Here is a 25,367-nt window from a genome sequence, read left to right on the forward strand (position 1 = left end):
AATCAAGCAGGTCGTGGATCATGAGCCTTTCGAGCGCCGCGCTCATTGCGCAATCCGGGCTGGCCGCAGTGGCGGCGGAAACATCCGTGCTATCGCGGAACATTTCCGGCAACAGCGACACGGCGACATATTCGTTAAAGATCGCGAATGTCTCCACGATCTCGAACGGCGCCCAGGTCGTTTCTGTGACGCGCGCATCAAATCAGGCCGTGTTTGAAAATGTCTTATCGTCGACTGCGGCCTCAGCGACACAGGACGCTATTTCCTCGGGGCTGGCCTCGCTCAATCAGACGATTGGAGACGTGTCCAGCAGCGCGTCCGGGACATCGAGCGCGAGTTCCCCCGCTGCTTTGCTAAGCGACTTCGCCAACGCTCTTCAGTCTTATGAGGCCTCGCCAAGCGATTCCAGCGTCGCCGCCAATGCGGTCTCGGCGGCGGACGCAGTGGCAAGCGGCCTTAACAGCGCCTCGGCCACGGTTCAGCAGGTGCGTGAACAGGCTGATTCCGGGATCAGCGCATCCGTCCAAACCATCAACTCGCTTCTGAGGCAATTTCAGACGGATAACACGCAAATCGCCAATGGATCGGCGACCGGCGCCGACATCACGGATGCACAGGATAAACGCGACAATATCCTAAAGCAGCTCTCGCAACAAATTGGCATAGTTACGACAGTCGGCCAAAACAATGACATGTCGATCTACACGGATAGCGGCGTGACCTTATTCCAGGGCGGCGTTGCGAGAACTGTGACTTTCACCCCCACCAACACTTATACATCGGCTACTGTGGGCAACGCAGTCTATGTTGATGGCGTTCCCATCACGGGCAGCTCCGCCGCCATGCCGATCACATCCGGCGCGCTTGCCGGCCTCGCGACGTTGCGCGATACTGTCGCCGTGACCTATCAGGCGCAACTGGACAATATCGCCGGCGCCCTCATCAGCAATTTCTCGGAAAGCGATCAGGTTGGCGCGGGACCAAGCCTGCCAGGTTTGTTCACCACCTCTGGGGCAACCTCGCTTCCCACCAGCTTCACTGGACTTGCGAGCGAAATCACGGTGAACGCAAGCGTCGATCCTAGCCAGGGCGGCAACGCCAATCTCCTGCGCGACGGCGGCATCTCCGACACTTCAAACTCGAACTATACGTATAACACGAGCGGCAATGCGAGCTACTCTGGGCGCCTCTCAGAACTGCTCAACAATTTGCAGGCGACGCAAAGTTTCGGCTCGAATGGCGGCATAATAACTAGCGCGAGCCTGAGCAGCTACGCATCCGCTTCAGTCAGCTGGCTTGAAGCCGAGCGATCGCAGGCATCGTCCGAAACCAGCTATCAGGATACCCTGTTGAGCACCGCAACGACGGCCATGTCGAATGCGACAGGCGTCAATCTGGATGATCAGATGTCAAAAATGCTTGATCTCGAGAACTCTTATTCAGCCTCCGCAAAGCTGATAACTGCGATTGACAGCATGTTCCGCTCACTCATGACCGATATAGAGAACATCCCAGCATGACCTCCTACATATCGACTCAATCGATCTCGTCCTCGATGCGGCAGTCTGTCCTCAAGATGCAGTCCGAGCTTGCGGCGAGCCAAACAGAGCTTTCAACCGGTGATTACGCCGACATCGGGCTCTCTCTTGGCGCGCAGACCGGCGAAAGCGTGTCGCTTCAAGCGGAAGGCTCTTTCTTGAAGACGATCTCCGACACAAACTCGACCGTGTCTACGCGTCTTAGCACAACGCAGAACGTCTTGAGCAGCTTGCAAAGCTCGGCGCAGAACCTGCTCAATTCTCTGATCGAGACCAATGGCGCTACGTCGAATGAGAGCACAGTTCAGACGACTGCGACAGGCAATCTTCAGTCAATGCTTTCCAGCCTGAATTCGTCGCTCAATGGAGAATATATCTTCGCCGGCGAAAACACCGGCAATGCGCCGATCACGGACTATTACGGGGCGTCGGCCGCCAATAAGCAAGCTGTCGACGCTGCTTTTTCCGCCGCATTCGGCATGTCGCAGTCGAGCGCGGGCGTTTCGGGCATTAGCGGCGCCGCCATTCAGAGTTTCCTAGACAATCAGTTCGCCTCGCTGTTCCAAGGTTCGAACTGGACGAGCGATTGGTCCTCCGCATCCAGCCAGACATTGACGAATCAGATCTCGCCGACCCAGACAGAAAATACATCAGTCAGCGCTAATGCGCCCGCATTTCGACAGTTGGCGCAAGCCTATGTGATGGTCGCCGATCTCGGCACTCAAAATCTCAGCTCTGGCGCTTACGGGGCGGTCGTCAGCACGGCGGAGGGCCTACTGACTTCGGCGATCGGCAATCTCACCAGCCTGCAGGAGAATGTCGGCGTCGTCCAAACGACCGTTACGAACGCCACGGACCAAATGTCATTACAAATGAATCTATTGTCAACCCAGGTGAGCGACCTCGAAAGCGTAAATACATATGAGGTCGCGACCCGGATCACTGATCTCCAGACACAAATCGAGACATCCTATTCTTTGACGTCGCAGCTCCAGCAGCTAAGCTTAGTGAAATATCTGTAAGATCGAACGCGGTCAGAGATCCAATGGGCGACCATGTATCAAATCAGTTACGCTGAAAACCTAATAGATAATCCGAGCGAGTGCCGCGATCGCGAGCGGCGGGCGCTTGAACATGCGATTGGGCTTCTCGAGAAGGCTCAGGCGGCCGGGGTCAGATCGCCTGCGGCAGCGGAGGCGCTGTCCTTTGTCAGCACGTTGTGGCGGGCTCTCGTCGAGGATCTTGTTGCGCCGGAAAATGATCTCCCGGACGTGTTGCGCGCAGATCTCGTTTCGGTAGGAGTCTGGATCCTCAAGGAGGTTGATTTGATCCGCATCGGAAGGTCCGAAAGCTTTCTTGGGCTTATCGAAGTCTGCGCTATCATTCGTGATGGCTTGAAGTGAGGCTGGCAATGCATATTTCGCTTCGGGCCGGCGAGAAGATCTATATTAACGGGGCTGTCCTATGCGCCGATAGGAAGGTCTCCCTCGAACTCCTGAATGACGCAACGTTCCTTCTCGAGGCCCATGTGATGAAGGTCGAGGATGCAACCACTCCCCTGCGTCAGCTCTATTTTATTGTGCAGATCATGTTGATGAATCCGACCGATACGGCGACGGCGCGCGACATGTTTGAAAAATCGGTTCGCATGATCATCGACATTTCCGAACATCCTCGCCTGCTTGCTGGGCTACGCGGCGTCAAGGCGCTTATCGACTCGAACCGGGTCTTCGACGCATTGAAGGCGATCCGCATGCTCCTTCCGATCGAAGCGGAAATATTGGCGGGCGGCAGGACGTCCTCGCCTACGCAGGCGGCCTGAAGGCCGCCATTTGAAAAGGTGTCACCATGTCCGTCAGCAATGTAAGCGCCGTAGCAAACGCCACGTCCTCAGCGTCCTCCATGTCGACATCAAGCGCATCCGTGTCGTCAGCGACAGTTGATTACAATCAATTTTTGAAACTCCTTATTGCCGAGCTGCAGAATCAGGATCCGACTAATCCAACCGATCCAACTCAATATATGAGTCAGCTCGCGTCATTCTCGTCCGTCGAGCAGCAAGTGCAGACCAACTCAACTCTCGACGCCTTGCTGTCGGCGCAGGCCAAAAATATCATCGGCTCGACTGTGACGTCCGCTGACGGTTCAACAAGTGGAACCGTCGCCTCCGTTCAGACCTCTTCAAACGGGGGCGCCACCGCGACGTTGACCAATGGCGAGACAGTCGTTCTTGGCTCTGGCGTGACGGTCGGCTCGTAATGAACGAGGCCGACGCGCTCGAGCTTATTCGTTCGGCTCTCTGGACCATTATAATCGGCTCGGGCCCGGCTGTCGGAGCGGCGATGGCCGTAGGACTGATCATCGCCCTACTGCAGGCCTTGACTCAAATTCAAGAGATGACGCTCACCTTCGTTCCGAAGATCATCGTCATCTTCATTGTGCTGACGATCGGCGCGCCTTTCATCGGCGGTCAGATCTATGCTTTCACCGAACACGTATATTCACGGATCGAAAAAGGATTTTGATCCCAGCGTAGCGGATTTGACGGAGACGTGATGCGCTCCGGCGCCGTGCAGAGCGCAGCTCGCTTGACCGTGACTTTAAACGTGGATATGCGCCGGAAAAAACGTGCGCCGGCTGGGATGCGCCCAGCCAGTCTTCGCGGCGCTTTAATCATCGCCACATTCACGCAAGGTTTGCCGTTCAGGTTCGAAAGCAACATCGGGGCGAGGAGCGTCCATGGCTGACCTAATTTTGCCGGCCTCCGCCGGCGTCGAACGCAAAAGCACGCGGGACATTGGCTTCGCCGCCGGCATTATTGCGATTCTATCGATCTTCTTTCTGCCGGTTCCGGCATTCTTGATCGATATCGGCCTGGCGTTTTCGATTGCGCTTTCGGTTCTGATTCTGATGGTCGCGCTGTGGATTCAACGGCCGCTGGATTTCTCGGCATTTCCAACCGTGCTCCTTGTGGCCACCTTGTTGCGCTTGGCGCTTAACATTGCGACGACGAGGCTGATCCTTTCGAACGGTCCTGAAGGATTGACCGCAGCCGGCTATATAATCGGCGGCTTCTCGAAGCTTGTCATGAGCGGCGACTTCGTCATAGGGCTCATTGTCTTCGCCATACTCATCACGGTAAATTTCGTGGTGATCACAAAGGGCGCCACGCGCATCGCCGAGGTCGGCGCGCGGTTCACGCTCGACGCCATCCCTGGCAAGCAAATGGCGATTGACGCCGATTTGTCCGCAGGGCTGATCGACGATAAGGAAGCGCAGCGCCGGCGCCGCGAGCTCGAGGAGGAAAGTTCGTTCTTCGGATCGATGGACGGCGCCTCCAAGTTCGTTCGTGGCGACGCGATAGCGGGCCTCATCGTCTTGGCGGTCAATATTTTCGGCGGAATCGTTATAGGCGCGACCCGCCACAATATGCCGCTCGGACAGGCCGCGGACGTTTTCACGAAACTATCCGTCGGCGACGGGCTCGTTTCGCAAATTCCTGCGCTCATTGTTTCCCTCGCGGCTGCGCTTCTGGTCTCTAAGGGCGGGACGCGCGGCGCGACCGAGCAGGCGGTTCTCAACCAGCTCGTCAAATATCCTCGGGCTTTGTTCGTCGCGGCGTTGCTCATGTTCTCTATGGCGATCGTGCCGGGGCTGCCTTTCTTCCCATTTGCTGTCCTCGGCGCGATATTCGCCTTTGTCGGCTACACGGTTCCAAAGCGCCTCGCCAAGGAGCAGGAAAAAGAGCAGGCGAAGGCCGCTGAAGCCGAGCGCTTCGCGCAACGAGAGGCGAAGGACTCGGTCAAGGAATCCATCAAGTCAGCTGAGATTGAGCTCTGTCTCGGCAAGCAGCTCGCGACAAGGCTGCTCGTTTCGCATAACGAGCTGGCCGCCAGGGTCGCAAAGATGCGGCGCAAATTCGCTCGGCAATATGGCTTCGTCGTGCCAGACATCAAGCTTTCCGATAGTCTCTCGATTCCGACCAAGGGCTATCAGATCAAAATTCATGGGACCGCTGTTGCGGCGCATGAACTTCGCATTGGGGACTTCCTCGTCGTCGTGGGCGATGGGCGCAGACCGGATTTGCCTGGGGACGAAGTCCGCGAACCGGCTTTCGGCATGAAAGCGGTGTGGATCTCCCAGGCTTTCGCAAGCGAGCTGAAGCGGGAAGGCTTTAACCCCATTGACAATATTTCGGTGCTGCTCACGCATTTGAGCGAAGTCATCCGCAACAATCTTGCCCAGCTTCTCTCCTACAAGGATATGCGCGCCTTGCTCGATCGGCTTGGGCCGGACTACAAGCGCCTGATCGACGACATTTGTCCGTCCCAGATTTCCTACTCCGGATTGCAGGCGGTCTTGAAGCTTCTGCTCGCGGAGCGGGTCTCGATCCGCAACCTCCATCTTGTTCTCGAGGCGATTGCAGAAATTGCGCCACATGTGCGGAGGGCGGAGCAGATCGCCGAGCATGTGCGCATGCGCATGGCGCAACAAATCTGCGGCGATCTGGCTGATGGCGGCGTCGTTAAATTATTACGCCTTGGCAATAGGTGGGACTTGGCTTTCCACCAAAGCCTGAAGCGCGACGCGAAGGGGGAAGTCGTGGAATTCGATCTCGATCCGGCGATGGTCGAGGAATTCAGCAATGCCGCATCCACTGCTATCCGGGAACGCATGGATCAAGGCCACCATTTCGCGCTTGTCGCGACGCCGGAAGCGCGGCCTTATGTTCGCATGGTCATTGAACGTCTGTTTGCGACTTTGCCAGTCTTATCGCATCTCGAGATCGCGCGCGGCGTCGAGATCAAGTCGCTCGGAACGATTTCATGACCGCGGTCGGAACGAACGCGGTTCTAGCCGCCTTCGTGATGTTCTGCCGAATTGGCGCCTGCTTGATGCTGATGCCGGGAGTTTCAAGTCCGCGAATTCCCGCGAATGTCAGGCTGTTCATCGCATTCGCCGTCACATTGGCTTTGACGCCCCTTTTCTCCGGCGTGATCGAGAAGCGATTGATCGGTGCGGCGCCGACTGCCTTAATCTTGATTCTCTTTACGGAATTGGTGATTGGCGCGCTCATCGGATTCCTGGGCCGGATCTTTTTCGGCGCGCTCGAAACGCTCGGGTCCGCGATCGCAACGGCGATCGGCCTCGCGAGCCCGCTCGCGACGTCAATAGATGAAGCCGAGCCCTTGCCGGCGGTCGCCACCCTGCTCACCCTCGGAGCGACAATGCTTTTCTTCCTGACCGACCTTCATTGGGAGGTGTTGCGCGGTTTGATCGATTCCTATGCTGCAATCCCTGTATCGGGAGAATTCAACGCGCAATTCGCCCTTGTGCAGGTGAGCGATTGCCTATCCAAGTCATTCTTCCTCGCGCTTCGAATTAGCAGCCCCTTCATTGTCTATTCGCTGATCGTAAATCTGGCGGTAGGACTAGCGGCCAAGTTGACGCCTCAAATACCAATTTATTTTATCACGGCCCCGGGCGTGATCGCGGGAGGTTTGTTTCTGCTCTACGCAACCTGCAAGCAGTTCCTTGAGCTATTCACCGCGGGCTTCTCCGCGTGGCTGTCGACGGGTTGAGCTCAATGATGCGGTTGGTTGATTGCGATCCCGAGACGCCGCGGCGCATTCGCCGAGCTCCAGGGAGCGCCCGGCCATGAATGAACGGCTTCTCAAGGCGCGGCGGGTTCTCGCTGTGCAGATCCTATTCGACCGGCTGGCGGATTGGAGATTGAGAGACCTTGAACGCCAAGAGCTTGCCCTGCAGGAGAGCCGCCGCGATCTCGTACGGTTTCTCGATGGCGAATCGGCCTTTACTGGGATTTTCGCAGCAACGGTGATGCGGCGGATGCAAAGCCTCGAGGATCTGCGTGTGGCTCTCATCGCCGAAAAGGAAGCGCAAGCAAGCCTGCGTCTCGATGAGCGTAGCCGACTGCGGCGCGCCGAGCGGATTGTCGATGCGCTTGACGATCACGCACGGCGAGCGGAGGAGGCGCGCCGCTTGGCCGAGGCCGTCGAACGCTCGGTCAATGGCAAGACATAAGGCCCCCGCAAGTTTGCTCAGCCACTGTGGCGTGGCGTTCCTCGTAAGGGAGACCAGCGCATGTCGATCAAACCGGTTTCGGATATCGTCCTCGACGTGGCTAAAGCCGCTGACCCGATCAAGTCTCTTGCAGTCACGGAAAAATTGGCGCGTCTCCAAGCGTCGGATGAGGCGCTCGACAGCGGCTTTTCGAACGTGTTGGGGGCGGCGGCTGGATCGGTAGAAACAAAAGCCGCGCAAACCGATCTGCTCAGTCAAATGTCCCATATCGGCGCGGGATCTTTTCGAACGCTCGCCCCGGTCGATGCGCGGACGAAAGCATATAAGGGTTTGGAGCAACTCGTTTTGCAAAGCCTGGTTGAGACCATGCTTCCAAAGGATGCCGGCGACGTCTTTGGTCACGGCTCCGCGGGCGACATTTGGAGATCGATGCTAGCAGACCAATTGGCGGCGCAAATCGGAAAATCCATCGATCTCGGCCTCTTCAGAGCCGGACCATCCGGCTCTAGCCTTGTTGCGGTCGGCGCCCAGCCCAGCCAAGGCGCTCGCTCGCACAGGTCCGGCGCCTCTTTCCCTGAACGGCAATCCTGATCGCTATGGCCGCCGAATTTCAAACCGAATTGAACGACGCCGCGTCGGCCGAGTCTGACGCTCATGGGAAATCGATGCTTGAATCCTGGAAGGGCCCAATCGCGAATCCAAGTGAGTCGCTTAAGGCCGATGGCTTTGTGGAGCCGAGCGACATCGCCAGGAAAGCGCGATCCACAGTCATGCTGGAGGCCTTTGTCGGCGCGGTCGAACGGCTCGAGCGGACCCTCGATCGTGAGACCGAGATGTTGAGACAGCATCAGCCGATCGCACTGCACGATTTCAATCACGAGAAGAGCCACGCGCTCCTCGAGCTCAGCCGCACGTTGAGCGCGATGCGCGCCATCGACCCCGGTGCATTCGAATGCGACGCAAAAGAGCCGCTGGCCAGGCTGCGCTTGAAGCTTGAAGGCAATCTCGCGATTCTTCAAACGCATCTAACTGCGGTAGGTGAGATTGCGGCGATTATCGCGCGCGCAATTCAGGACCACGAATCGGACGGCACGTATACGACCATGTTAAATCGAAGTGGACGGGCGCGATGATGCGGTTCGTCGCGAGTTGCGTCTGGATTTGCGTTGTCACCGCGGCCTCGATCTACGCGGGCGGCACGTTCAAGCTCAGCCGAACTGAAGCCACGGAGGCGAACAATCGCCTGGAGGGGCTTGAGCACAAGAAAACCGCGCCGATCAATGTTCCGATGATCGTCAACGGGAATATCGAGGGCTACGTCGTTGCGCAATTCGTCTATCTCATCGACTCCAAGAACGCGAAGCAATTATCCGTGCCGCTGGAGGCGTTCATCGCCGACGAGGCGTTTCGGACCCTCTATTCCGATCAGATGGATTTCAACCATCTCGAAAAATACGATGTGCCGGCGCTGACGCAGGAACTCATCAGGAAGGTCAACCAACGCTTAGGCGGGGACATCGTCAAAGATGTGCTGGTGGAGGAGTTCAACTACGTGCCCAAGCGCGACATTTCAAAATAAAGGCGGCGCCGTGGATCAACGGCGCCCTTAGCGAGGAAGACGAGATTTGCCGATCTTGGAGGCGCGTCCGTCGCTTGCGCTTTGGATGCTGGCGCATAAAGCGTCTCTCGCACATGGATAATGCGATGTCAGGCTTCTTGAACGAAGAAAGGTCGATCTGATGAGTTTCGACAGACTTACTTGGGCAGGTCTCACGGTTGTGGCCCTGGGCTGGGCTCTTCTGTTCTCCTCGACGCAACTTGCCGATGTTGCAGCGGGCGCGTCGGCGAGGCCAACGGGCGGCGTTTCGCTCAATGTCGCAGGCATTGCCCAATGTGGAATCCTTAGCGGATTCGGAATTGCGATCCTCGGAACATTGCAGACGGGGTTCGGCGCCTTGAACAAGTTTTTCCAGGCTGTGCTTGCGCGGACCGCGCAACCATCGAGCAAAGCTGAGGCTCCGCAATTAGCTCATCAGAAAAAGATCATCGAACGCGGCTGGGTCAAGGATCGCGCCTATGTTCTTTTCAACGATGGGAGCGTCGAGGTGGAGACGATGCTGGGGCGACGGCGTTTCCCTTCGCTTCAAGAGGCGCAGGAATTCATAGCTTGATCGTTGCTTGTAGTTTGCGGCGAAGGTGAAAACTAGCGCGTGTTTCGTCGACGTCCCCGTGCAACGGCTGGGAAGGACGCATGAAGATGACTTCAAACAGGATGCAGGCGTTCACAAGCGCCGCGGGGAACGCCTCCTTGCATCGCTCCGCGGGGCTTGCGAGGCGGAGGCTGAAGAGCTTCTTTCATGGCCTAGGAAAGCGCGCCGCGTCGCAAAGGGAGTCGTTCGAAGGCTCTTTCGCCATTCCCGCGCATGCGCTGACGCCAACGGTCGATCATGGACTTGTCGCCGTCGGGGTTGCGGCGGCAATCGGTTCAGCCGTCTTCGCCGGCTATATGATGACGCACGACAACAGCCGTCCGGCTTTCGGCGGAGCCGAGCATCTGAAGCTGTTCGCGCAGCCGCTTAACTCCGGATGGCGCCGCGCGCCGGTCGGCGCGGGTCGCGTCGGAGGGCGGCCGGTCGACTACAATGCAACCGGTTCGATTCGCCACGGCGGTCTAGCCGCCGCCGCGCCGTCGAAATCAAAGGCGGGACGGCCCCCGCTTCGGCCGACGCCAGGATCCGGGCCGCGCAGCGCGACGCTGTCCTCGCCGGCTATGTCGTGCGCTTCGTCCACAAAGGCTTAGCCATCGTGCAGGGGCGGCAAGGCTCTTTTGCCGTGGCGCCTGGCGTGACCCTGCCGGACGCCGGGCGTGTGCTTTTCGTCGCGAAGCGGGGAAATAGATGGGTGGTCGTGACCGCGAAAGGAATGATCACGGAGCAGGCGTTTTAGGGTGGGGCGTTTGGTTCAGCCTTTCACGGCGTAAAATCCGCCGCGCAGACAAGCCAGTTGCGGCCTGGTGATCGGGCGCGCTTGATTGTCGGCCGTGCGGCAAATCCCGATCTCTGGGCTTTTGCGCCAGACGATGACTGCGTCAAACAATTGCTCCGAAGCATCCTCATAGAGACGGATCTTGCTCGGCAAGGACAACTCGCGGACAAGCCGCAGCCGCGCGCCTTTGTCGGATTGGTCATAAATCTGGCATTCGATCAGAAACGCATTGCGGAGATCGAGGATCTTGCCGGATCGCAAACGCGTGCGGCGGCGTCGCATCGACCGTCTGTCGCCCCTCTCTTTCGCATCGATGACGGTATAGACGAATTCGTGGCGCAAGTCGCTTCGGTGGAGATAGCCGATCTTGACGGCTTCGTGCAGCCGGCCGCCGGCAACTTGCTTTTCGGGTAAAAGAAGGCGCAATGGTCAAGCTCGCTGCAGAGGGAGTTCCAAGCCGAGCAGATGCGCGCTCCGCCCGAGAAAATGTCGCGAGGCAAGGACAGGCGCCGCGTTTTCACATGGCCGTTCAATCCGACGCTTCTGCCATGGATGCTATCCTAGCGCATTTGATTAAGAACGAGACGATTGACTTAACGACTTGGTTAAGGTCCGGGCAAAGCGGCTCCGACGGAGGCTTGCGGCCTAAAAACGGCTTGGTGAAGGAAAGCTTTGACGCCCGAGCCGAAGTCTCCCGCTTGCGGTATCTATATAAAATGGAATATTTGAATCTTGGGCTCGCGCCATCGTGAGCCGGCAGATAGAGCCTTGGCTACAAATAGAGACTTGGCGACAGGCAATGCCGGTTCCTATGCGCGATTCCTCGGAAGAACTTGTTGACCGCAGAACGGCTTGAATGAGGAGAGTTGCATGATTGGATTCACGCGCCGAAGGTTCAATGCTCTCATTCTGGCCGTCGCCATCGCGGCTGCGGCGCTTCCCCGCCCAGGGTTTGCTGAGCAGCCGGCGGCGTCCGAGGCCCAAAAGGCCACGACGAAGGGTCCAGTCGTCTTTGCGGCGGCCAGCATGAAGACGGCGCTCGACGCGGTTGCGGCGGCCTGGACGGCCGAGACCGGCAAGTCTCCGTCGATCGTCTACGCCTCCTCCGCCGTCCTGGCGAAGCAGATCGAGCAGGGCGCGCCCGCCGATATTTTCATCTCGGCCGATCTGACCTGGATGGATTATCTCGACAAGAACAAGCTCATTCGGCCGGGAACGCGGCGTAATTTGCTTGGCAATGCGCTCGTTCTCATCGAACCTGCGGACGCGAATGTCGATCTTAAGATTGCGCAGGGGTTCGATCTCGCCGGCGCGACGGGCGACGGCAAGGTCGCGGTTTGCACCATCGCCTCGTGCCCAGGCGGAATTTACGCCAAGGAAGCGCTGGAAAAGCTCGGGGTTTGGGCGAATGTCGAACCCAAGCTCGCGCAAGCGGATAATATTCGCAACGCGCTTATGCTCGTCTCGCGCGGCGAAGCGAGGTTTGGGATCGTCTATGCGACGGACGCCAAAGCCGATCCTGGGGTGAAAGTGGTTGGTGTTTTTCCAGAGGCGACGCATAGCCCGATCGTCTATCCGGTCGCGCTTGTCGAAGCGTCGAAAAATCCCGATGCGGCGCGTTTCCTCGCTTATTTGTCGTCGCAAGCGGCGACCAAGATCTTGATCGGCCAGGGTTTCACAATCTTGTCGAAATGAAGCGCCGCGTCCTCGCGTCGGATTGAAAAATCCATCGCGCGGCATCGCCGCATCTCTTGCAACCAACGCCTTCACCAAGAAAGCGAAGGAGCGCCGGCTTGTTTGATTTATCGCCCGCGGAATGGACGGCGATCTTTCTCTCCTTGCGAATCGCTGTCGTCGCGATGATCATCAGCCTGCCCTTCGGCATATTCACCGCTTATGCGCTCGCGCGGTGGCGTTTCCCGGGCAAGACATTGATCAACGGCTTGGTTCATCTGCCTTTGGTCTTGCCGCCGGTCGTCACTGGCTTCATCCTGCTTATTCTGTTGGGGCGCAAAGGCGTTTTCGGGCCCTATCTCGCCGACATCGGCATTGTCTTGTCCTTTCGCTGGACAGGCGCGGCGGTGGCTTGCGCGGTGATGGGATTCCCGCTCATGGTCCGCGCCATGCGCCTGTCTTTTGAATCCATCGACAGGCGCCTCGAGCTTGCGGCGGGAACGTTGGGCGCCAGCCGCATCTGGACATTCTTTCTCGTCAGCTTGCCGCTTGCGATACCAGGAATTGTCGTCGGCTCGATTCTCGCCTTCGCAAAGGCGCTTGGCGAGTTCGGCGCCACGATTACATTCGTCTCCAATATTCCAGGCGAAACGCAGACGATCTCGGCGGCGATCTACACTTATACGCAGGCGCCGGGCGGCGATGAAAGCGCCATGCGTTTGACGGCCGTCGCCATCGTGATTTCTCTCGTCGCGCTCATCGCTTCGGAAATCATTCAACGGCAGGCTGAGAAACGACTGGCGAGCTTCGAATGATCGAGGTCGATGTTGGGCTGAAGCTTGGAACTTTCGACCTTGAGGTGGCTTTCAGCAACGGCGGGGGAGTCATCGCGCTGTTTGGCCAATCGGGTTCGGGCAAGTCGCTGACGCTCAGTCTCATCGCGGGGTTGATGCGCCCGGATAGAGGCCGCATCGCTTTGGATGGTGAGGTTCTTGTCGATGTGGAGCGCGGCGTTTTCGTTCCGATGCATCGCCGCCGCATCGGCCTCGTGTTCCAGGATTCGAATCTTTTCCCGCATCTGAGCGTGAAGCAAAATCTCCTGTTCGGGCGTTGGTTCGCGCCGCGTCGCGAGCGTGAGATCGATTTTGACAAAGTGATCGAGACCTTAGGCATTGGAAGCCTTTTCGCGCGTCGCCCGGCGGGTTTGTCGGGCGGCGAAAGGCAGAGGGTCGCGATCGGCCGGGCGCTTCTTTCGTGTCCGAAGCTTCTTCTCTTTGATGAGCCTTTGGCTGCGCTCGACATGCAGCGCAAGCTCGAGATCTTGCCGTTGATCGAGCAAGTGCGCGACGAATTCAGAGTGCCGATCGTCTATGTTTCGCATGCGATCGAGGAAGTGGTCCGGCTCGCGACGACGATTGTCGTGATCGACGCCGGCCGGGTCAAGGCGGTCGGCAGTCCCGGCGAGGTTTTCGGTCAGGTCGCGGCGCATGTGGCGGAGGAGCGTTTCGATCGCGCGTCTGTCTTGACGATGAGAGTCGTCGGCGCCAATGCCGCCTACGGATTGACCGAGTTGAAGCACCCTTCGGGAACTGTCTGGCTTGCCGGTCCGGCAGGGCCCATTGGAGGCGTTGCGCGGGTCATCGTGAAGGCGACCGATGTCACGCTCGCGACGAAGCCGCCGCATGATCTCAGCATTCGCAGCGTTCTTTCCGGCACGATCGAGGGGATCGAGAAAGAAGGTCCGCTTGCGATGGTCGCCATCGCGCTCGATGGGGACGGGCGTCTGTTTGCAACCGCGACGCGGCATGCGCTCGATGAGCTCCGCCTCGATTGCGGCGTTCGCGTCTTTGCCTTGATCAAGACCTCGGCGCTCGACGAGCGCCAAATTTCGTCCCCTCGGAGCTAGATGCTTCGTCCCGGCGTTTGCAGAAGCGGGTCAGCTATGGAGCGTTTTGGTTAAGAGGTCCGGATCTTACGGGCGGGATTTCATGCGGCGGGCCTAAGCGCCTCAGGCGCCGCTCGATTTGGCGTCAGGCGCTTTCCCCGACAAGAGAGTCGCGACCCAACGGCCGGACGGGTACTGCTCGCAAATGGTGAGGACCGCGATCAGGATCGGAACGCCGATGAACGTCCCCGGCAGACCCCAGATGAAGCCCCAGAAAAATACCGCGAACATCACGACGAAGGGCGAAATGGCGAGGGTCTTGGCCGTAAACAAGGGTTCGAAATAGCTGCCGATGAGGAACTGGATAATCGCCAGGGTCGACAGGACGATAGCGGGCAATTCCCATGATCCCGTTTGAGCGAACGCGAATATGGTCGGCAGGACCGTGGCGACCAGCGTTCCGATCAATGGGATGTAGTTCAGCGCATAGGCGATGACGCCCCATGCCGCGGCGAGCTCCAGGCCGACGACGAGGGAAAAAACCCAGACCAAGAGCCCGGTCAAGATGCTCGCCAGGGTGCGCACCAGCATATATTGGCGGAATTTCTTGCCGATTATAACGCCGGCGGCCATCAGCCTGGCGCTGTGGGTTTGACTTCCCAGTGACTCTAGATTCGCCTTGAATTCGTCGGTTTCGAGAAGCCCCATCGCCATGAACAGGAAAACGAGGAGGGAGAAGCCGACGAGGCTATTCAGCCTTGTGGCGATCTCTTGAAAGACGCTGATCAAGGAGGATGCGTTGAAATGCTCGGCGACGGTCGAGACGATGAAAATATCATGCTCCTCGAGCCATTTCGTTCCTGAAACGTAATGGTTTTGTAAACGGTCGAAATTGTCGATGACCCATTGGGCGATCTGGCCGGCGCCCCACGCAACCATGGAGGCGAGCTTGATGACGACGCCCAAAGTCACGACGACGGTGATGAGCAACGCCAAGCCGCGCGGCATCCGGGTCTCCAGCGCTTTCTGGAGCGGCCAGACTATGATGATGGCGAAGAGCGCGAAGGCGACTGGTTCGAAAACAGAGCTGGCGAAATATAACGAGCCGACCGTGATAAAGGCGATGATCAGCGCGGCGGCGATGCGAATGACGCTATTGTCCATGGCCAGTCCTTTGAGTCTCTTACGTTCTAAGGCTTTCGCGGCGATCGGCGGTTTTAAAAAACGCGAATGCCGGCGCAGTCCGCCTCGCCAATCCGGCTTATAGACGAATAGATCGCCCACAATGTCCGATTCGAATTGGCGAGACCGTAATCCAAAGTACACCGACTAGGGGCTTGAAGCACGCATACGTCAGCACTCCCCATCAAAAGCTACGCTAAGGCTGTCGCCGAGGAGTTGGAGAAGGTGAAACCTCTTCCGGCTCTAAACGTTTGATGTAAATTCGAGGGAGCCTTCCACGCTCTCTTGCAATCAGCGGAGAACGGCGATGATGAAGCTTTTGGCAGTTGTTCCCTTATGTTGCGTTCTTGGCGGCGCCACCCTTGCGCAAGCTCAAGCGCCGGCCGAGACTGGGCCGGCCGGAAGGGAAATGTCGCCGCCTGACAGCAGATTTTTGCCGCCGGACTTGAAGTATGAAGGCCGTTCGGGCCAAAGCGACCCCTCCGCATTTCCTGGCGAATCCGGCAACAAGGGATACGGGAGCGGAGTGCCGGAGAATCCGCGGGAGTAAAGCCGGATAAGCGCCGGACTTAAGGAAATCGAGGTCGCGCGCTCGCCACTAAGTGGCGAGACGCCTGCGTAAATAGCGGCGGCCTTTGCGCAACGAGCCCTGGCGTGCACCAGCTAGGCGCGCCCGCTCAGGGGCTGCGCCTGAGCCAGGTGACGGAGGCGAAGGCGCCAAGCCAGGAGCCTGCGGCCGCGAACAACACATAGATCGCGTGCTGCGTATAGCTGATGACCGCGAAGGCTGAGAGCAGGTACCAGATTCCGCTCCAGTTCGCCGCCCCGATCCGGCGCCTGGCTGCGACCGCTGCGGTGAAAAGCACATAGGCTGCATCGGTAATGGCGGTGCAGGCCAAAACGGCGGCCGCCACCAGCGGATCGATGCCGAGGTCCATGCCGTCTCCCCTTGATTTCATGTGGATTGCACATCCTTGGATGGAAATGCGGGGCGAGGCAAGGAAGGCGCCTATGAAACGCTGAATCGCTTGGATCAAGAATCGCGGGCTTGCTGGTTGGCCCACTGCTTGGCCAAGGCGGCGATTACAGCCGGCTCATTCATAGCAAATGATTTCGCGCTCGCCCCGAAAGACGCTCGGGCGGGTGGCGGAGATGGCGGCTTTGCAACGTGAGCGTCGGCGCGGCCGTCGTTTCGCCAAGGGCGTATGACGGCGCGGGAAGGCGGACGCGCCGGCCTTTGCGCCGAGAGGCGGAAGGGCGACGGTTTCCCATTCGCCGGCGTCGCGTTCGACGAGCCTCGGCATGGCGAAAAACGCGGCCCAGCGCCGCCAGGCGTCGAGACTTCTCGGCCGGTCGCGCGTCTCTTTCAGTGTCACGCAGAGTTCGGGATCGCGATGCGCGAGGCTGATTCGATAGAGGGCGCCTTCCGGCTGGTTCTCGCAGGCGATCACGACGCCGAGATAGTTTTCAATAGGCACGGACAAATGCATCTTCATGCCCCGCACCCGCCGCTTGATCGTCACATAGCGGGGATCGAGCAGGATCATGCGGCGCCCGCCGTCGGCGCGCGCGTCATCGGCGACCCGCGCCGCGATTTCGTCCCCGGTTCCGACATTGAACGTGGCCTGCTGCATTTGATCCGCCTGATCTGTGGCTTCGAGATGGAACTTAGTCTCTGCTGAGACGCCATCGATTTCGCTAAATTCTCTGGTGAACGAACCGTAAAACCGCGTCGCAGATTGGCCGATCCGGCGCGGGGGCTCCAGACAGTTGGGGTCAATATTAAATAGATTCAAGTGCATATGGTCGATCCGCAGACCCGGCGAGGCATATTCGGCGCACGAAAGCCAATTTGCTTTTTTTGCCTATGGCTGCCGTCCGATTGGCGCAAAGGTTCAAATTTTATGGATTTGTCCCATGCTCGCCTGACCTCAGCCTTGCGCCAGGCCAAAGGCGACGCCATCTGCCGAAGAGCTACTGACAGCGTTCCCGCGGCCAAGCTCTGTCTCGCCCGAGGACATGGGGCCGCCCTATTAAAGAAGCGTCTAGCGGTTTGTCGCGGCGGGCGAGGATAGACTTGTTCGCGGCGCCGCAAAAGGATAAGGCAAGCCTTGCTTTCTCTCATTTTCCGGCACGTTGATTTGTCCTCGATCTCGCATGCGGACGCCCTGGTCGCCTCCTTCACGGAAGTCGCCCGGAGCGCGGGCGATCTGGCGCTTGGCTTTTTTCGACCCGGCGGCAGGACCAGCGCCGAAGTTTTGCACAAGGCGGGCGGCTCTCCCGTCACGGAAGCCGATTTGCTCGTCGATCGCTTCCTGAAGGAGCGGCTTTGCGCCTTGGCGCCGGAGGCTGGCTGGCTTTCCGAAGAAACCGAGGATACTTCCGCGCGGCTTTCGAAAGAGCTCGTCCTCGTGGTCGATCCGATCGACGGCACCCGCGGCTTCGCGCGCGGCGACCTCGCCTGGGCGATCGCCGTGGCCCTTGTGCGGGACGGCCGGCCTCTCCTTGGCATTGTCCATGCGCCGGCGCTGGCGGAAACCTATGTCGCGGTCAAGGGCGGCGGCGCGCGCCTCAATGGCAAGATCATAGAAGTCTCGAAGCTGCGCACGCTCACGGCGGGGGGACGAATCGCGGCGCCGGCGACGCTCGCGGCCGATCTGCGCCGGGCCGGACTCCAATTCGAGTTGCAGCCGCGGATTCCCTCGCTCGCCATGCGGATCGCCGCTGTCGCTTCGGGCGCGCTCGACGCGGGCTTCGCGTCGGAAAACTCCAACGATTGGGATATAGCCGCAGCCGATCTCATCCTTGACGAGGCAGGAGGGCGCTTGGCAAGTCTCGACGGATGCGCGATTGTCTACAACCGTAGCGACACGCGCCACGGCGTGCTGACCGCCGCTCCGGCGCAAATCCACGCCGAGGTTAACGCCGCCGCCCGGCGCGCAAGAGGCGCGATGGCGGGCTGACGGCAGGCGGCGCGCGCGGCAAACTTGATGACGACCGCAAATCTTCGGATTGAGAGCTTATGACCACCGACTCAGACAAGCAGCTTCTCCACTTCGTGTTCGGCGGCGAGCTCAAGGACCTGAATGGGACCGAATTTCGCGATCTGTCCAAGCTCGACATCGTCGGCATTTTTCCCGACTATGCTTCGGCGGAGAAGGCCTGGCGCAGCAAGGCTCAAGCGACCGTAGACAACGCCCATATGCGCTATTTCGTGGCTCATTTGCATCGCCTGCTTGATCCGGCGAAAGGCGAAAGGTGAGCGTCGCGGCGTCTTTCTTGGCTAGGGAGATGGGCGGAGCTTTCGGAGCGGGCAGGGCTGCGCGGCGTCTGAGCCGGTCGTGACGGCCTCGCTCCTTTTGCCTCTCTATCGAGCGGCGAGCGCCTGTTTTGGGCCGGTCAGCCCGTTGTTCCTGCGCTGGCGGGCGAATGTCGGCCGCGAGCCTCGCGCCCGCATCGGCGAGCGGCTCGGCCGGCCGAGCCTGGGGCGGCCCGAGGGCGGGCTCGCCTGGCTTCATGGCGCGAGCGCAGCGGAGGTCATGGCGCTTGCGCCGCTCGTTGAAAGACTCGGTTCGGCCGGCTTGACCGTGCTTGCGACCACCCGGAGCGCGACGCCGGCCTCTCTCGCCATGCTGCGGCTCCCGCCAAGATCCTTGCACCAACTCGCGCCGCTCGACGTTCCGAAATTCATGGCGCGTTTTCTTGATCACTGGCGGCCAGACATCGTCCTTCTCGCCGAGTCCGAGATCTGGCCGAATCTGATCGTTGAAGCGCGCCGCCGCGAGACGCCCTTGGCCCTGGTCAACGCCAAGCTTTCGGCTCGGTCTTTCCTTCTTTGGCGCAAAGCGCCTGGCCTCATCGGCGCGCTCATGCGCTGCATCGACCTGTGTCTGGCGCAAACCGACGCCGATGCGGCGCGATTCGAGGCGTTCGGCGCACAGAGGGCGCAAGCGGTCGGCAACGCCATCTATGACTTGGCGCCCCCGCCAGCCGATGCTTCCGCCTTGGCCCGCCTCGCAGCGCGGATCGGGGCGCGTCCGGCATGGGTCGCGGCGGCGACCTATCCCGGCGAGGAAGAAATCGCGTTGGAGGTCCATCGCCGCGTGGCGCGCCATTTTCCCGGTCTTCTCACCATCATTGCGCCGCGCCGCGCCAAGCGCGGCTTCGATTTGGCGCTTCGCGCCGCGAAGCTTGGGCTGACGGCGCGGCATCGCGCGGGAGACCGCGAGACCGAGCCTTTGCCCGATATCTACATCGCCGCGACGATCGGCGAGGCGGGCTTGTTCTATCGCGCCGCCGGCGTCGTCTTTCTGGGCAAGTCGCTTTGCCGCGAGGGCGGCGAAAATCCGATTCCCCCAGCAAAGCTCGGCTGCGCGATCCTGCATGGTCCCGACGTCGGCGATTTCGAGGAGGCCTATGCGGCGCTCGACGCGGCGGGCGGCGCGGCGACCGTGTTCGACGCGGAAAGTCTCGCCAGCGAACTGGCCCTGCTTCTCTTCGACGCCGGCGAGCAGAGGGCGATGGCCCGCGCAGCCGCCGATGCGATGGAGCGGCTCAGCGGCGCTTCAAACAAGATCATGCAGGCGATTGAGCCCTATATCGCCCAGGCGATGGTCTCGCGCGATAGCGTGGCAATAGGGATCCCGAAGTGAGCGCATCCGGCGGCTGCCGCCGGAAAGCGAGCGATATTCCTAGCGGCTGCTCCGCTCGTCGCCTCATTCCTTCGGCTTCAAGCCAAGCCTTTGCAGCTTGGCTTCCGGGCTCGCGTAAGGCTCCTGCAGATCAACGTTCCAATAGCGCAGATCCTCGAGCCTGACCGCGACTGCGGTCACGGCGCAGCGCACATAAGCGCCGGGGCGCAAGATGCGAAATTCGCCATCGAGATATTCGATTTCGGCTTCCCCGGCGGAAATCGGTCGGCGTTCATAGCGGTTCATCAAAGCGAGCTCAATGGCAGGAAGTTTGACACGAAGATAATCCAGTTTCGCCGGATATGCCACTCTTTCAGGCAAATCTCCTCGCGGCTGTCGCATTTGATGTTGAACATTCACCTTCTGGCCAAGCAAGCTGCGCCGCTTTCGCCATACGTCCGAGACGGCGCCGTTTCTCCTGGCGACGGAAGCTGATAAGCGATCGGCCCAGCACATCTGTCGCAGCTGGGAGGCGCCATGCTCGAGTTTTCTGGCCAGGGAGCCCGCTTGGCCTTCGTCGACGAACCGCCCCTGGGGTTCGATCGCGGCGAGCCTATCCTTCTCATTCATGGATTTGCGTCGAACCATGCCGTCAACTGGTATTTCCCGCAATGGGTCAAGACCTTGACCGAGGCGGGGCGGCGCGTCATCGCGTTCGACAATCGCGGGCATGGCCGCAGCGAGAAGTTCTACGATCCCGCCGACTACGCCATGTCGAAAATGGCCGAGGACGCGCGGGCTCTGCTCGACTATCTCGAAATCGAGGCGGCGGATGTCATGGGCTATTCCATGGGCGCCCGGATCACGGCTTTCCTCGCGATGGCCCATCCGGATCGCGTGCGTTCGGCGATCCTCGGCGGGGCCGGCCATCATCTTGTCGAAGGCGCAGGGCTATCGCTCGGCATCGCCGACGCCCTGGAGGCGCCGTCTCTCGAAGACCTTACGGATCCCATAGAAAGGCAGTTTCGCAGCTTCGCCGAAGCGACGAAGAGCGATCTCAAGGCGCTCGCCGCCTACATGCGCGGCGCCCGCCAAAGGTTGAGCGAGGCGGAGCTTGGCCAGATCGCTCTGCCGACCCTCGTCGCGACGGGAACCTTGGACGACATCGCGGGCGACGGCCGCCGACTCGCGGCCATGTTCCCTGCGGCGCAGGCGCTGGATATTCCGGGCCGCGATCATAATCGAGCCGTAGGGGATATAGTCTATAAGAACGCTGTTCTTGAGTTTTTGGAAAATCGCCCCTGATGCTTGGGGTTTGAGCGCCTGTTGCATCGGCAAAGCGCTCGAAACCTGGGCTCGCGGCGACCTGCTCCCCATGATATGGCTGATCGACAATGCTCGCAGGTGGAACGCCTCGGTCATGAACGGACAGATCGTTTTTGGAGCCATCCAGTGACCGCCCGTCGCGGCGCCGCGAGAGCCATCGGCCTCGACCCTGTCGACCCGATCTTTGCGCGCCTGCGCATCGAGGCGGAGGAGACGGTTCGCCGCGATCCGGAAGTGGCGGGACTCATGTTCCTGACCGTTCTCAATCAGGCGAGCCTCGAGGCGGCGATCGTCCATCGCATCGCGACGAAGCTCGCGCATCAGATCCTGCCAGGCGAGCTTATTCGCCAGACCTATTCCGACATTATCGCGCAGGACCCTTCGCTCGGTGAGGCGTTCCGGGCCGACATCGCCGCCTTTGTCGATCGCGATCCGGCCTGCGCGCGGGTGCTTGATCCGGTGTTCTATTTCAAAGGCTTTCATGCAATTCAGACGCATCGGCTCGCGCATGCGCTCTGGACCGCCGGCCGACGCGACTTCGCGCTCTATCTCCAGAGCCGGGCCTCGGAAGTTTTCCAGACCGACATCCATCCCGCGGCGCGGATCGGCAAGGGCGTTTTCCTTGATCACGGCACTGGCGTCGTCATCGGGGCGACGGCCGTGGTTGAGGACGACGTCTCCTTGTTGCAGGATGTGACCTTGGGAGGGACCGGCAAGGAGAAAGGCGACCGTCATCCAAAAATCAGGCGCGGCGTTCTGATCGGCGCAGGCGCGCAGATCCTCGGCAATATCGAAATCGGCCGCTGCTCCCATATCGCCGCGGGCTCCGTGGTGCTTCACGCCGTTCCTGATCATAAGATCGCGGCGGGGGTTCCCGCCAGGGTCGTCGGCGAAGCGAGTTGCGCCGAGCCGTCGCGATTCATGGATCAGATCCTCGCCATTGCGCGCGCCGAGAGCTAGACGCGATCGCGCCGGGCCAAGGTTGCCGGGAGAGATTTTTTCTGGCAAAGGCTCGCTCCAGGCCGGTTGTGGAGAACCCTTTGGACAAGGCGGAACTGAAAAAACTGCAGGGTTTCCTGCGCCAAGCGCTCGCCAATGAAGCGATCAAGGTTGCGCCAGCGAAACGCAATCCGGACGACGCCGAAGTGCATCTCGGAGAGCGTCAGATCGGCGCGATCACGGTTGACGACGAGGACGGCGACCGATCCTTCGCCTTCGAGATGAAAATTCCGGTCGAACGCCCGATCCTCCAGGACTATTTGCGGCGGCTTTTCGAGACCGACAAGTTGAAGATCGTCCCGCGCGGCAAGAAGAGCGATTCGGTCGAATTGAACAATGGCGATGATTTTCTTGGCGTGATCTCGGCGGACGATCCGAAGGGCAAGAGCTACACTTTGCAGATCGCGATCCTCGATTTCGATCTCGACGCCTTTTGACGAGGCGATAGCATGCCGCTTTACGCGCTCGATGGAATTGCGCCCGTGCTGCCGGAGGCTGATCGCTTCTGGATCGCGCCCAACGCGCAGGTCATCGGCAAGGTGCGGCTCGAGATGGATGTCTCGATCTGGTTCGGATCGGTTCTGCGCGGCGACAATGAAGAGATCTTCGTCGGCGCGCGCTCGAACATCCAAGACGGTTCGCTGCTGCATACCGACATGGGCTTTCCTTTGACCATAGGCGCGGATTGCACGATCGGCCATCGCGCGATCCTGCATGGCTGCACAATCGCCGAAAACAGCCTCATAGGCATGGGGGCGACAATTCTGAATGGGGCGAGCATCGGCCGCAATTGCCTTGTCGGGGCCAATGCCTTGGTCACGGAAGGCAAGCTATTTCCAGATAATTCCCTGATCGTCGGCAGCCCGGCTCGCCTCGTGCGCACGCTCGATGAAGCTGCGGCGCTGCGTCTGCGCGAAAGCGCAGCGCATTATGTCGCCAATTGGCGCAGATTCGCCAAGGGCCTAGTTGCTTTGGCGGGTTAGAGGCTTCAGGTCGCGATCGGCTCATCCCGGCGGCCGCCCGGATAGATCCGCAAATGGCCGCGCTGCTCGAACAGGCCAGCCATAGCGGCGGCTCGCGGGATTGCTGGCTCGGCATATTTGGATTGGGTTTTGGACCCGACGGGGGCCGCATCGTCATCGTGGACAATGCGCAGCGTGCGCAAGACCAGATGTTGGGCTGGGAGCAGGCCGAGCCAGGTCGGCTGCTCGACGCAGGCCATGAGGCCGAGAATGCGTCCTTGCCTCTTTCCGCGATGGCGCAGGGGCAATAGCAAAAGTTCGAGTTCGGCCGGCGAATATCCTTCAGGCGCGGCGGCGACGGCGGCGAAGATCGGGCAGGCGGACTCGATCACATTGACGAGGAGGGCCGCCATGTTCCGGGCTTCCTGGGCGCGCCAGAGATCGATGAAGGGGCGGCCTTTCAGTTCCGCGTCGAAGAGGGCGTTGATCCGCGTTCCCGAAAGGCGGAACGGGAATTTTTCCGAGGCGTCGGCTTCAAGCATGAAAGTGTCGGCGAGGACGTGGCGGATCGCGGCGGGATCGATGTCGGCGCGATCCGGCGTGGCGCGGCCGCGCCGCAGGCCATCCCAATATTCGAACAGATCGCGCGTTCCTCTTTGTCTCATTTTGGCCTCCGTGTCCCGATTTGAAGCGCCTCACGTCGCCGCCGGCCTAAATTGGCTCGGATTGGGCCGTCGGCGTCATTGTCCTGGAAGGGCGAGCAGGCCATGTGCCAAACGGCAGGGTGCGGGAGTGACGCAAATAGAGGCGGAGGCTAGAAGAACGCCTGCAGTCCGGTGATCGCGCGGCCGAGAATGAGCGCATGAATGTCATGCGTTCCTTCGTAAGTGTTCACGGTTTCCAGATTGGCGAGGTGGCGCATGACGTGAAAAGCGGCTGAGACGCCATTGGCGCCGTGCATGTCGCGCGCCATGCGGGCGATGTCGAGCGCCTTCCCGCTATTATTGCGCTTGACGAGGGAAATGGCTTCGGGCGCGAGCCGGCCCTCATCGAACAGGCGGCCGATGCGCAGCGCCGCCTGAAGGCCGAGCGCGATCTCGGTTTCCATATCGGCGAGCTTCTTTTGGATCAGTTGATTGGCGGCGAGCGGACGGCCGAATTGCCGGCGCTCCAGGGCGTAGCGCCTGGCCGCTTCGAAACAGGCCTCCGCCGCGCCCATCGTCCCCCAGGCGATGCCGTAGCGCGCGCGGTTGAGGCAGCCGAAGGGCCCTTTGAGGCCCGATGCGTTCGGCAAAAGATTGGCCTCTGGAACCTCGACGCCATCCATGATTATTTCGCCTGTGGCGGAGGCGCGGAGCGATAGTTTTTGCCGGATCGCCGGCGTCGCGAGCCCCGGCGCTCCGCGTTCGAGAATGAAGCCGCGGATCGCATTCTCATGCGCCAGCGATTTCGCCCAGACGATGAAGACATCGGCCAAGGGACTATTGGTGATCCAGGTCTTGGCGCCGGTGAGACGGTATCCGGCCGAGGTTTTTTCAGCCTGCGTTCGCATCCCTTGCGGGTCTGACCCGGCCTCGGGCTCGGTCAGGCCGAAACAGCCGATCCATTCTCCGGTCGCGAGCCGCGGCAAATATTTGCGCCGTTGAGACTCGTCGCCATAGGCGAAGATCGGGTGCATGACCAGCGATGACTGCACGCTCATTGCGGAGCGATAGCCGCTATCGACGCGCTCCACCTCGCGGGCGGCGAGCCCATAGGCGACATAACCGAGCCCGCCGCCGCCGTAAGCCTGAGGGATCGTCGGGCCGAGGAGACCGAGCGCGCCCATTTGCCTCATGATCTCGCGATCGAATCGCTCTTCGAGATAATCGTCGGTCACGCGCGGCAGCAGGACCCCTTGCGCGAAGGCGCGAACGGAATCACGCACGAGCCTTTCATCTTCGCTGAGCTGGCTGTCGAGGTCGAACGGATCGTTCCAAGCGAAGGAAATATTGGTCTCGCCTTCGGCCGATCGCATGGCTCCTTCTCCAGCACTCCGCTTGTCTCACGTCGAAACGACAAGGCTCTCGTTTTGTGCGTTTTCACGCATGAACTTATCCGAAAACTTTACAGATTACTGCGGGGAGGATGCTCAAGGAGG

General features: G+C 60.1%; 32 protein-coding genes. 25 read left to right on the forward strand and 7 right to left on the reverse strand.

Annotation, left to right across the window (positions count from 1 at the left end; genetic code table 11):
* Nucleotides 1–20 precede the first annotated feature (20 nt).
* The 15 genes from flgK (at nucleotide 21) to RZS28_RS12680 (ending at nucleotide 10,529) form a co-directional block, all read left to right on the forward strand.
* The gene (gene flgK / locus RZS28_RS12610) at nucleotides 21–1,520 is read left to right on the forward strand and encodes a flagellar hook-associated protein FlgK (protein WP_407338094.1); all 1,500 of its coding nucleotides are present in this window, start codon (nucleotides 21–23) and stop codon (nucleotides 1,518–1,520) included.
* Nucleotides 1,517–2,560 (forward strand): flagellar hook-associated family protein, encoded by a 1,044-nt coding sequence (locus tag RZS28_RS12615; RefSeq protein ID WP_407338095.1) that lies wholly within the window; start codon nucleotides 1,517–1,519, stop codon nucleotides 2,558–2,560. Before flgK ends, RZS28_RS12615 begins: the two co-directional genes overlap by 4 nt.
* A 33-nt stretch (nucleotides 2,561–2,593) precedes the next feature.
* Complete coding sequence (flaF, locus tag RZS28_RS12620; protein ID WP_407338096.1) at nucleotides 2,594–2,941, forward strand: flagellar biosynthesis regulator FlaF; 348 nt, start codon at nucleotides 2,594–2,596, stop codon at nucleotides 2,939–2,941.
* An 8-nt stretch (nucleotides 2,942–2,949) separates the two neighbouring features.
* A complete protein-coding gene (gene flbT / locus RZS28_RS12625; RefSeq protein WP_407338097.1) occupies nucleotides 2,950–3,360 on the forward strand; it encodes a flagellar biosynthesis repressor FlbT in 411 nt (136 codons plus the stop codon).
* 26 nt (nucleotides 3,361–3,386) lie between these two features.
* A complete protein-coding gene (gene flgD / locus RZS28_RS12630; RefSeq protein ID WP_407338098.1) occupies nucleotides 3,387–3,797 on the forward strand; it encodes a flagellar hook assembly protein FlgD in 411 nt (136 codons plus the stop codon).
* The gene (gene fliQ / locus RZS28_RS12635; RefSeq protein ID WP_407338099.1) at nucleotides 3,797–4,063 is read left to right on the forward strand and encodes a flagellar biosynthesis protein FliQ; all 267 of its coding nucleotides are present in this window, start codon (nucleotides 3,797–3,799) and stop codon (nucleotides 4,061–4,063) included. The genes flgD and fliQ overlap by 1 nt, the downstream gene beginning before the upstream one ends.
* Before the next feature lie 214 nt (nucleotides 4,064–4,277).
* Nucleotides 4,278–6,368: a flagellar biosynthesis protein FlhA gene (gene flhA, locus RZS28_RS12640; protein WP_407338100.1), complete on the forward strand. Its 2,091-nt coding sequence runs from the start codon at nucleotides 4,278–4,280 to the stop codon at nucleotides 6,366–6,368.
* Entirely contained in the window at nucleotides 6,365–7,120 is a 756-nt protein-coding gene (gene fliR / locus RZS28_RS12645; protein WP_407338101.1) for a flagellar biosynthesis protein FliR, read from the forward strand. The genes flhA and fliR overlap by 4 nt, the downstream gene beginning before the upstream one ends.
* Before the next feature lie 76 nt (nucleotides 7,121–7,196).
* Complete coding sequence (locus RZS28_RS12650) at nucleotides 7,197–7,583, forward strand: hypothetical protein (RefSeq protein WP_407338102.1); 387 nt, start codon at nucleotides 7,197–7,199, stop codon at nucleotides 7,581–7,583.
* A gap of 60 nt (nucleotides 7,584–7,643) precedes the next feature.
* Entirely contained in the window at nucleotides 7,644–8,174 is a 531-nt protein-coding gene (locus RZS28_RS12655; RefSeq protein ID WP_407338103.1) for a rod-binding protein, read from the forward strand.
* Between the two features lie 74 nt (nucleotides 8,175–8,248).
* A complete protein-coding gene (locus RZS28_RS12660) occupies nucleotides 8,249–8,716 on the forward strand; it encodes a hypothetical protein (protein ID WP_407338104.1) in 468 nt (155 codons plus the stop codon).
* Complete coding sequence (locus tag RZS28_RS12665; protein WP_407338105.1) at nucleotides 8,713–9,162, forward strand: hypothetical protein; 450 nt, start codon at nucleotides 8,713–8,715, stop codon at nucleotides 9,160–9,162. Before RZS28_RS12660 ends, RZS28_RS12665 begins: the two co-directional genes overlap by 4 nt.
* Nucleotides 9,163–9,322: 160 nt before the next feature.
* The gene (locus RZS28_RS12670) at nucleotides 9,323–9,754 is read left to right on the forward strand and encodes a hypothetical protein (RefSeq protein ID WP_407338106.1); all 432 of its coding nucleotides are present in this window, start codon (nucleotides 9,323–9,325) and stop codon (nucleotides 9,752–9,754) included.
* An 86-nt stretch (nucleotides 9,755–9,840) separates the two neighbouring features.
* Nucleotides 9,841–10,383, forward strand: a complete 543-nt coding sequence (locus tag RZS28_RS12675; RefSeq protein WP_407338107.1) for a hypothetical protein — start codon at nucleotides 9,841–9,843, stop codon at nucleotides 10,381–10,383.
* A gap of 5 nt (nucleotides 10,384–10,388) precedes the next feature.
* On the forward strand, nucleotides 10,389–10,529 hold the full coding sequence (locus tag RZS28_RS12680) for a hypothetical protein (RefSeq protein WP_407338108.1): 141 nt from the start codon (nucleotides 10,389–10,391) through the stop codon (nucleotides 10,527–10,529).
* A gap of 15 nt (nucleotides 10,530–10,544) precedes the next feature.
* Here the strand turns inward: RZS28_RS12680 and RZS28_RS12685 are convergent, their stop codons facing one another.
* Complete coding sequence (locus RZS28_RS12685; RefSeq protein ID WP_407338109.1) at nucleotides 10,545–10,994, reverse strand: PilZ domain-containing protein; 450 nt, start codon at nucleotides 10,992–10,994, stop codon at nucleotides 10,545–10,547.
* Nucleotides 10,995–11,438: 444 nt separating this feature from the next.
* Between RZS28_RS12685 and modA the strand changes: the two genes are divergently transcribed.
* The 3 genes from modA (at nucleotide 11,439) to modC (ending at nucleotide 14,148) form a co-directional block, all read left to right on the forward strand.
* Nucleotides 11,439–12,263: a molybdate ABC transporter substrate-binding protein gene (gene modA, locus RZS28_RS12690; protein WP_407338110.1), complete on the forward strand. Its 825-nt coding sequence runs from the start codon at nucleotides 11,439–11,441 to the stop codon at nucleotides 12,261–12,263.
* 98 nt (nucleotides 12,264–12,361) lie between these two features.
* Entirely contained in the window at nucleotides 12,362–13,057 is a 696-nt protein-coding gene (modB, locus tag RZS28_RS12695) for a molybdate ABC transporter permease subunit (protein ID WP_407338111.1), read from the forward strand.
* Nucleotides 13,054–14,148, forward strand: coding sequence for a molybdenum ABC transporter ATP-binding protein (gene modC / locus RZS28_RS12700; protein WP_407338112.1), 1,095 nt, complete (start codon nucleotides 13,054–13,056; stop codon nucleotides 14,146–14,148). Before modB ends, modC begins: the two co-directional genes overlap by 4 nt.
* A 102-nt stretch (nucleotides 14,149–14,250) precedes the next feature.
* Here the strand turns inward: modC and RZS28_RS12705 are convergent, their stop codons facing one another.
* From RZS28_RS12705 to RZS28_RS12715, 3 genes are all read right to left on the reverse strand, one after another.
* Nucleotides 14,251–15,291 (reverse strand): AI-2E family transporter, encoded by a 1,041-nt coding sequence (locus RZS28_RS12705; RefSeq protein WP_407338113.1) that lies wholly within the window; start codon nucleotides 15,289–15,291, stop codon nucleotides 14,251–14,253.
* A gap of 695 nt (nucleotides 15,292–15,986) precedes the next feature.
* Nucleotides 15,987–16,268, reverse strand: coding sequence for a hypothetical protein (locus tag RZS28_RS12710; protein ID WP_407338114.1), 282 nt, complete (start codon nucleotides 16,266–16,268; stop codon nucleotides 15,987–15,989).
* A gap of 135 nt (nucleotides 16,269–16,403) precedes the next feature.
* Nucleotides 16,404–16,943 (reverse strand): DUF6101 family protein, encoded by a 540-nt coding sequence (locus RZS28_RS12715; protein WP_407338115.1) that lies wholly within the window; start codon nucleotides 16,941–16,943, stop codon nucleotides 16,404–16,406.
* A 477-nt stretch (nucleotides 16,944–17,420) separates the two neighbouring features.
* On the opposite strand from RZS28_RS12715, the gene RZS28_RS12720 reads away from it, so the two are divergent.
* The 3 genes from RZS28_RS12720 (at nucleotide 17,421) to RZS28_RS12730 (ending at nucleotide 19,961) form a co-directional block, all read left to right on the forward strand.
* Nucleotides 17,421–18,272 carry a 3'(2'),5'-bisphosphate nucleotidase CysQ gene (locus RZS28_RS12720; protein WP_407338116.1) on the forward strand — a complete coding sequence of 284 codons (852 nt, stop codon included), beginning with the start codon at nucleotides 17,421–17,423 and terminating at the stop codon, nucleotides 18,270–18,272.
* Nucleotides 18,273–18,331: 59 nt separating this feature from the next.
* The gene (locus tag RZS28_RS12725; RefSeq protein WP_407338117.1) at nucleotides 18,332–18,571 is read left to right on the forward strand and encodes a DUF4170 domain-containing protein; all 240 of its coding nucleotides are present in this window, start codon (nucleotides 18,332–18,334) and stop codon (nucleotides 18,569–18,571) included.
* Between the two features lie 79 nt (nucleotides 18,572–18,650).
* On the forward strand, nucleotides 18,651–19,961 hold the full coding sequence (locus RZS28_RS12730; RefSeq protein WP_407338118.1) for a 3-deoxy-D-manno-octulosonic acid transferase: 1,311 nt from the start codon (nucleotides 18,651–18,653) through the stop codon (nucleotides 19,959–19,961).
* Nucleotides 19,962–20,024: 63 nt separating this feature from the next.
* Here RZS28_RS12730 and RZS28_RS12735 read toward each other — a convergent pair whose 3' ends face one another.
* Nucleotides 20,025–20,246 carry a DUF2093 domain-containing protein gene (locus RZS28_RS12735; RefSeq protein WP_407338119.1) on the reverse strand — a complete coding sequence of 74 codons (222 nt, stop codon included), beginning with the start codon at nucleotides 20,244–20,246 and terminating at the stop codon, nucleotides 20,025–20,027.
* Between the two features lie 231 nt (nucleotides 20,247–20,477).
* Between RZS28_RS12735 and RZS28_RS12740 the strand changes: the two genes are divergently transcribed.
* The 4 genes from RZS28_RS12740 (at nucleotide 20,478) to RZS28_RS12755 (ending at nucleotide 23,248) form a co-directional block, all read left to right on the forward strand.
* Nucleotides 20,478–21,245: an alpha/beta fold hydrolase gene (locus tag RZS28_RS12740; protein ID WP_407338120.1), complete on the forward strand. Its 768-nt coding sequence runs from the start codon at nucleotides 20,478–20,480 to the stop codon at nucleotides 21,243–21,245.
* Between the two features lie 147 nt (nucleotides 21,246–21,392).
* Nucleotides 21,393–22,226 (forward strand): serine O-acetyltransferase, encoded by an 834-nt coding sequence (gene cysE / locus RZS28_RS12745; protein ID WP_407338121.1) that lies wholly within the window; start codon nucleotides 21,393–21,395, stop codon nucleotides 22,224–22,226.
* Between the two features lie 80 nt (nucleotides 22,227–22,306).
* Nucleotides 22,307–22,702 carry a DUF3126 family protein gene (locus RZS28_RS12750; protein ID WP_407338122.1) on the forward strand — a complete coding sequence of 132 codons (396 nt, stop codon included), beginning with the start codon at nucleotides 22,307–22,309 and terminating at the stop codon, nucleotides 22,700–22,702.
* A 12-nt stretch (nucleotides 22,703–22,714) separates the two neighbouring features.
* Complete coding sequence (locus RZS28_RS12755; protein ID WP_407338123.1) at nucleotides 22,715–23,248, forward strand: gamma carbonic anhydrase family protein; 534 nt, start codon at nucleotides 22,715–22,717, stop codon at nucleotides 23,246–23,248.
* 5 nt (nucleotides 23,249–23,253) lie between these two features.
* Here RZS28_RS12755 and RZS28_RS12760 read toward each other — a convergent pair whose 3' ends face one another.
* Together RZS28_RS12760 and RZS28_RS12765 are read right to left on the reverse strand one after the other, a co-directional pair.
* Nucleotides 23,254–23,892 carry a PAS domain-containing protein gene (locus tag RZS28_RS12760; protein WP_407338124.1) on the reverse strand — a complete coding sequence of 213 codons (639 nt, stop codon included), beginning with the start codon at nucleotides 23,890–23,892 and terminating at the stop codon, nucleotides 23,254–23,256.
* Nucleotides 23,893–24,041: 149 nt separating this feature from the next.
* Nucleotides 24,042–25,244, reverse strand: a complete 1,203-nt coding sequence (locus RZS28_RS12765; protein WP_407338125.1) for an acyl-CoA dehydrogenase — start codon at nucleotides 25,242–25,244, stop codon at nucleotides 24,042–24,044.
* Nucleotides 25,245–25,367: the final 123 nt, after the last annotated feature.

This window comes from Methylocapsa polymorpha, from assembly GCF_045689225.1.
In the GTDB taxonomy this organism is placed as follows: Bacteria; Pseudomonadota; Alphaproteobacteria; order Rhizobiales; family Beijerinckiaceae; genus Methylocapsa; species Methylocapsa polymorpha.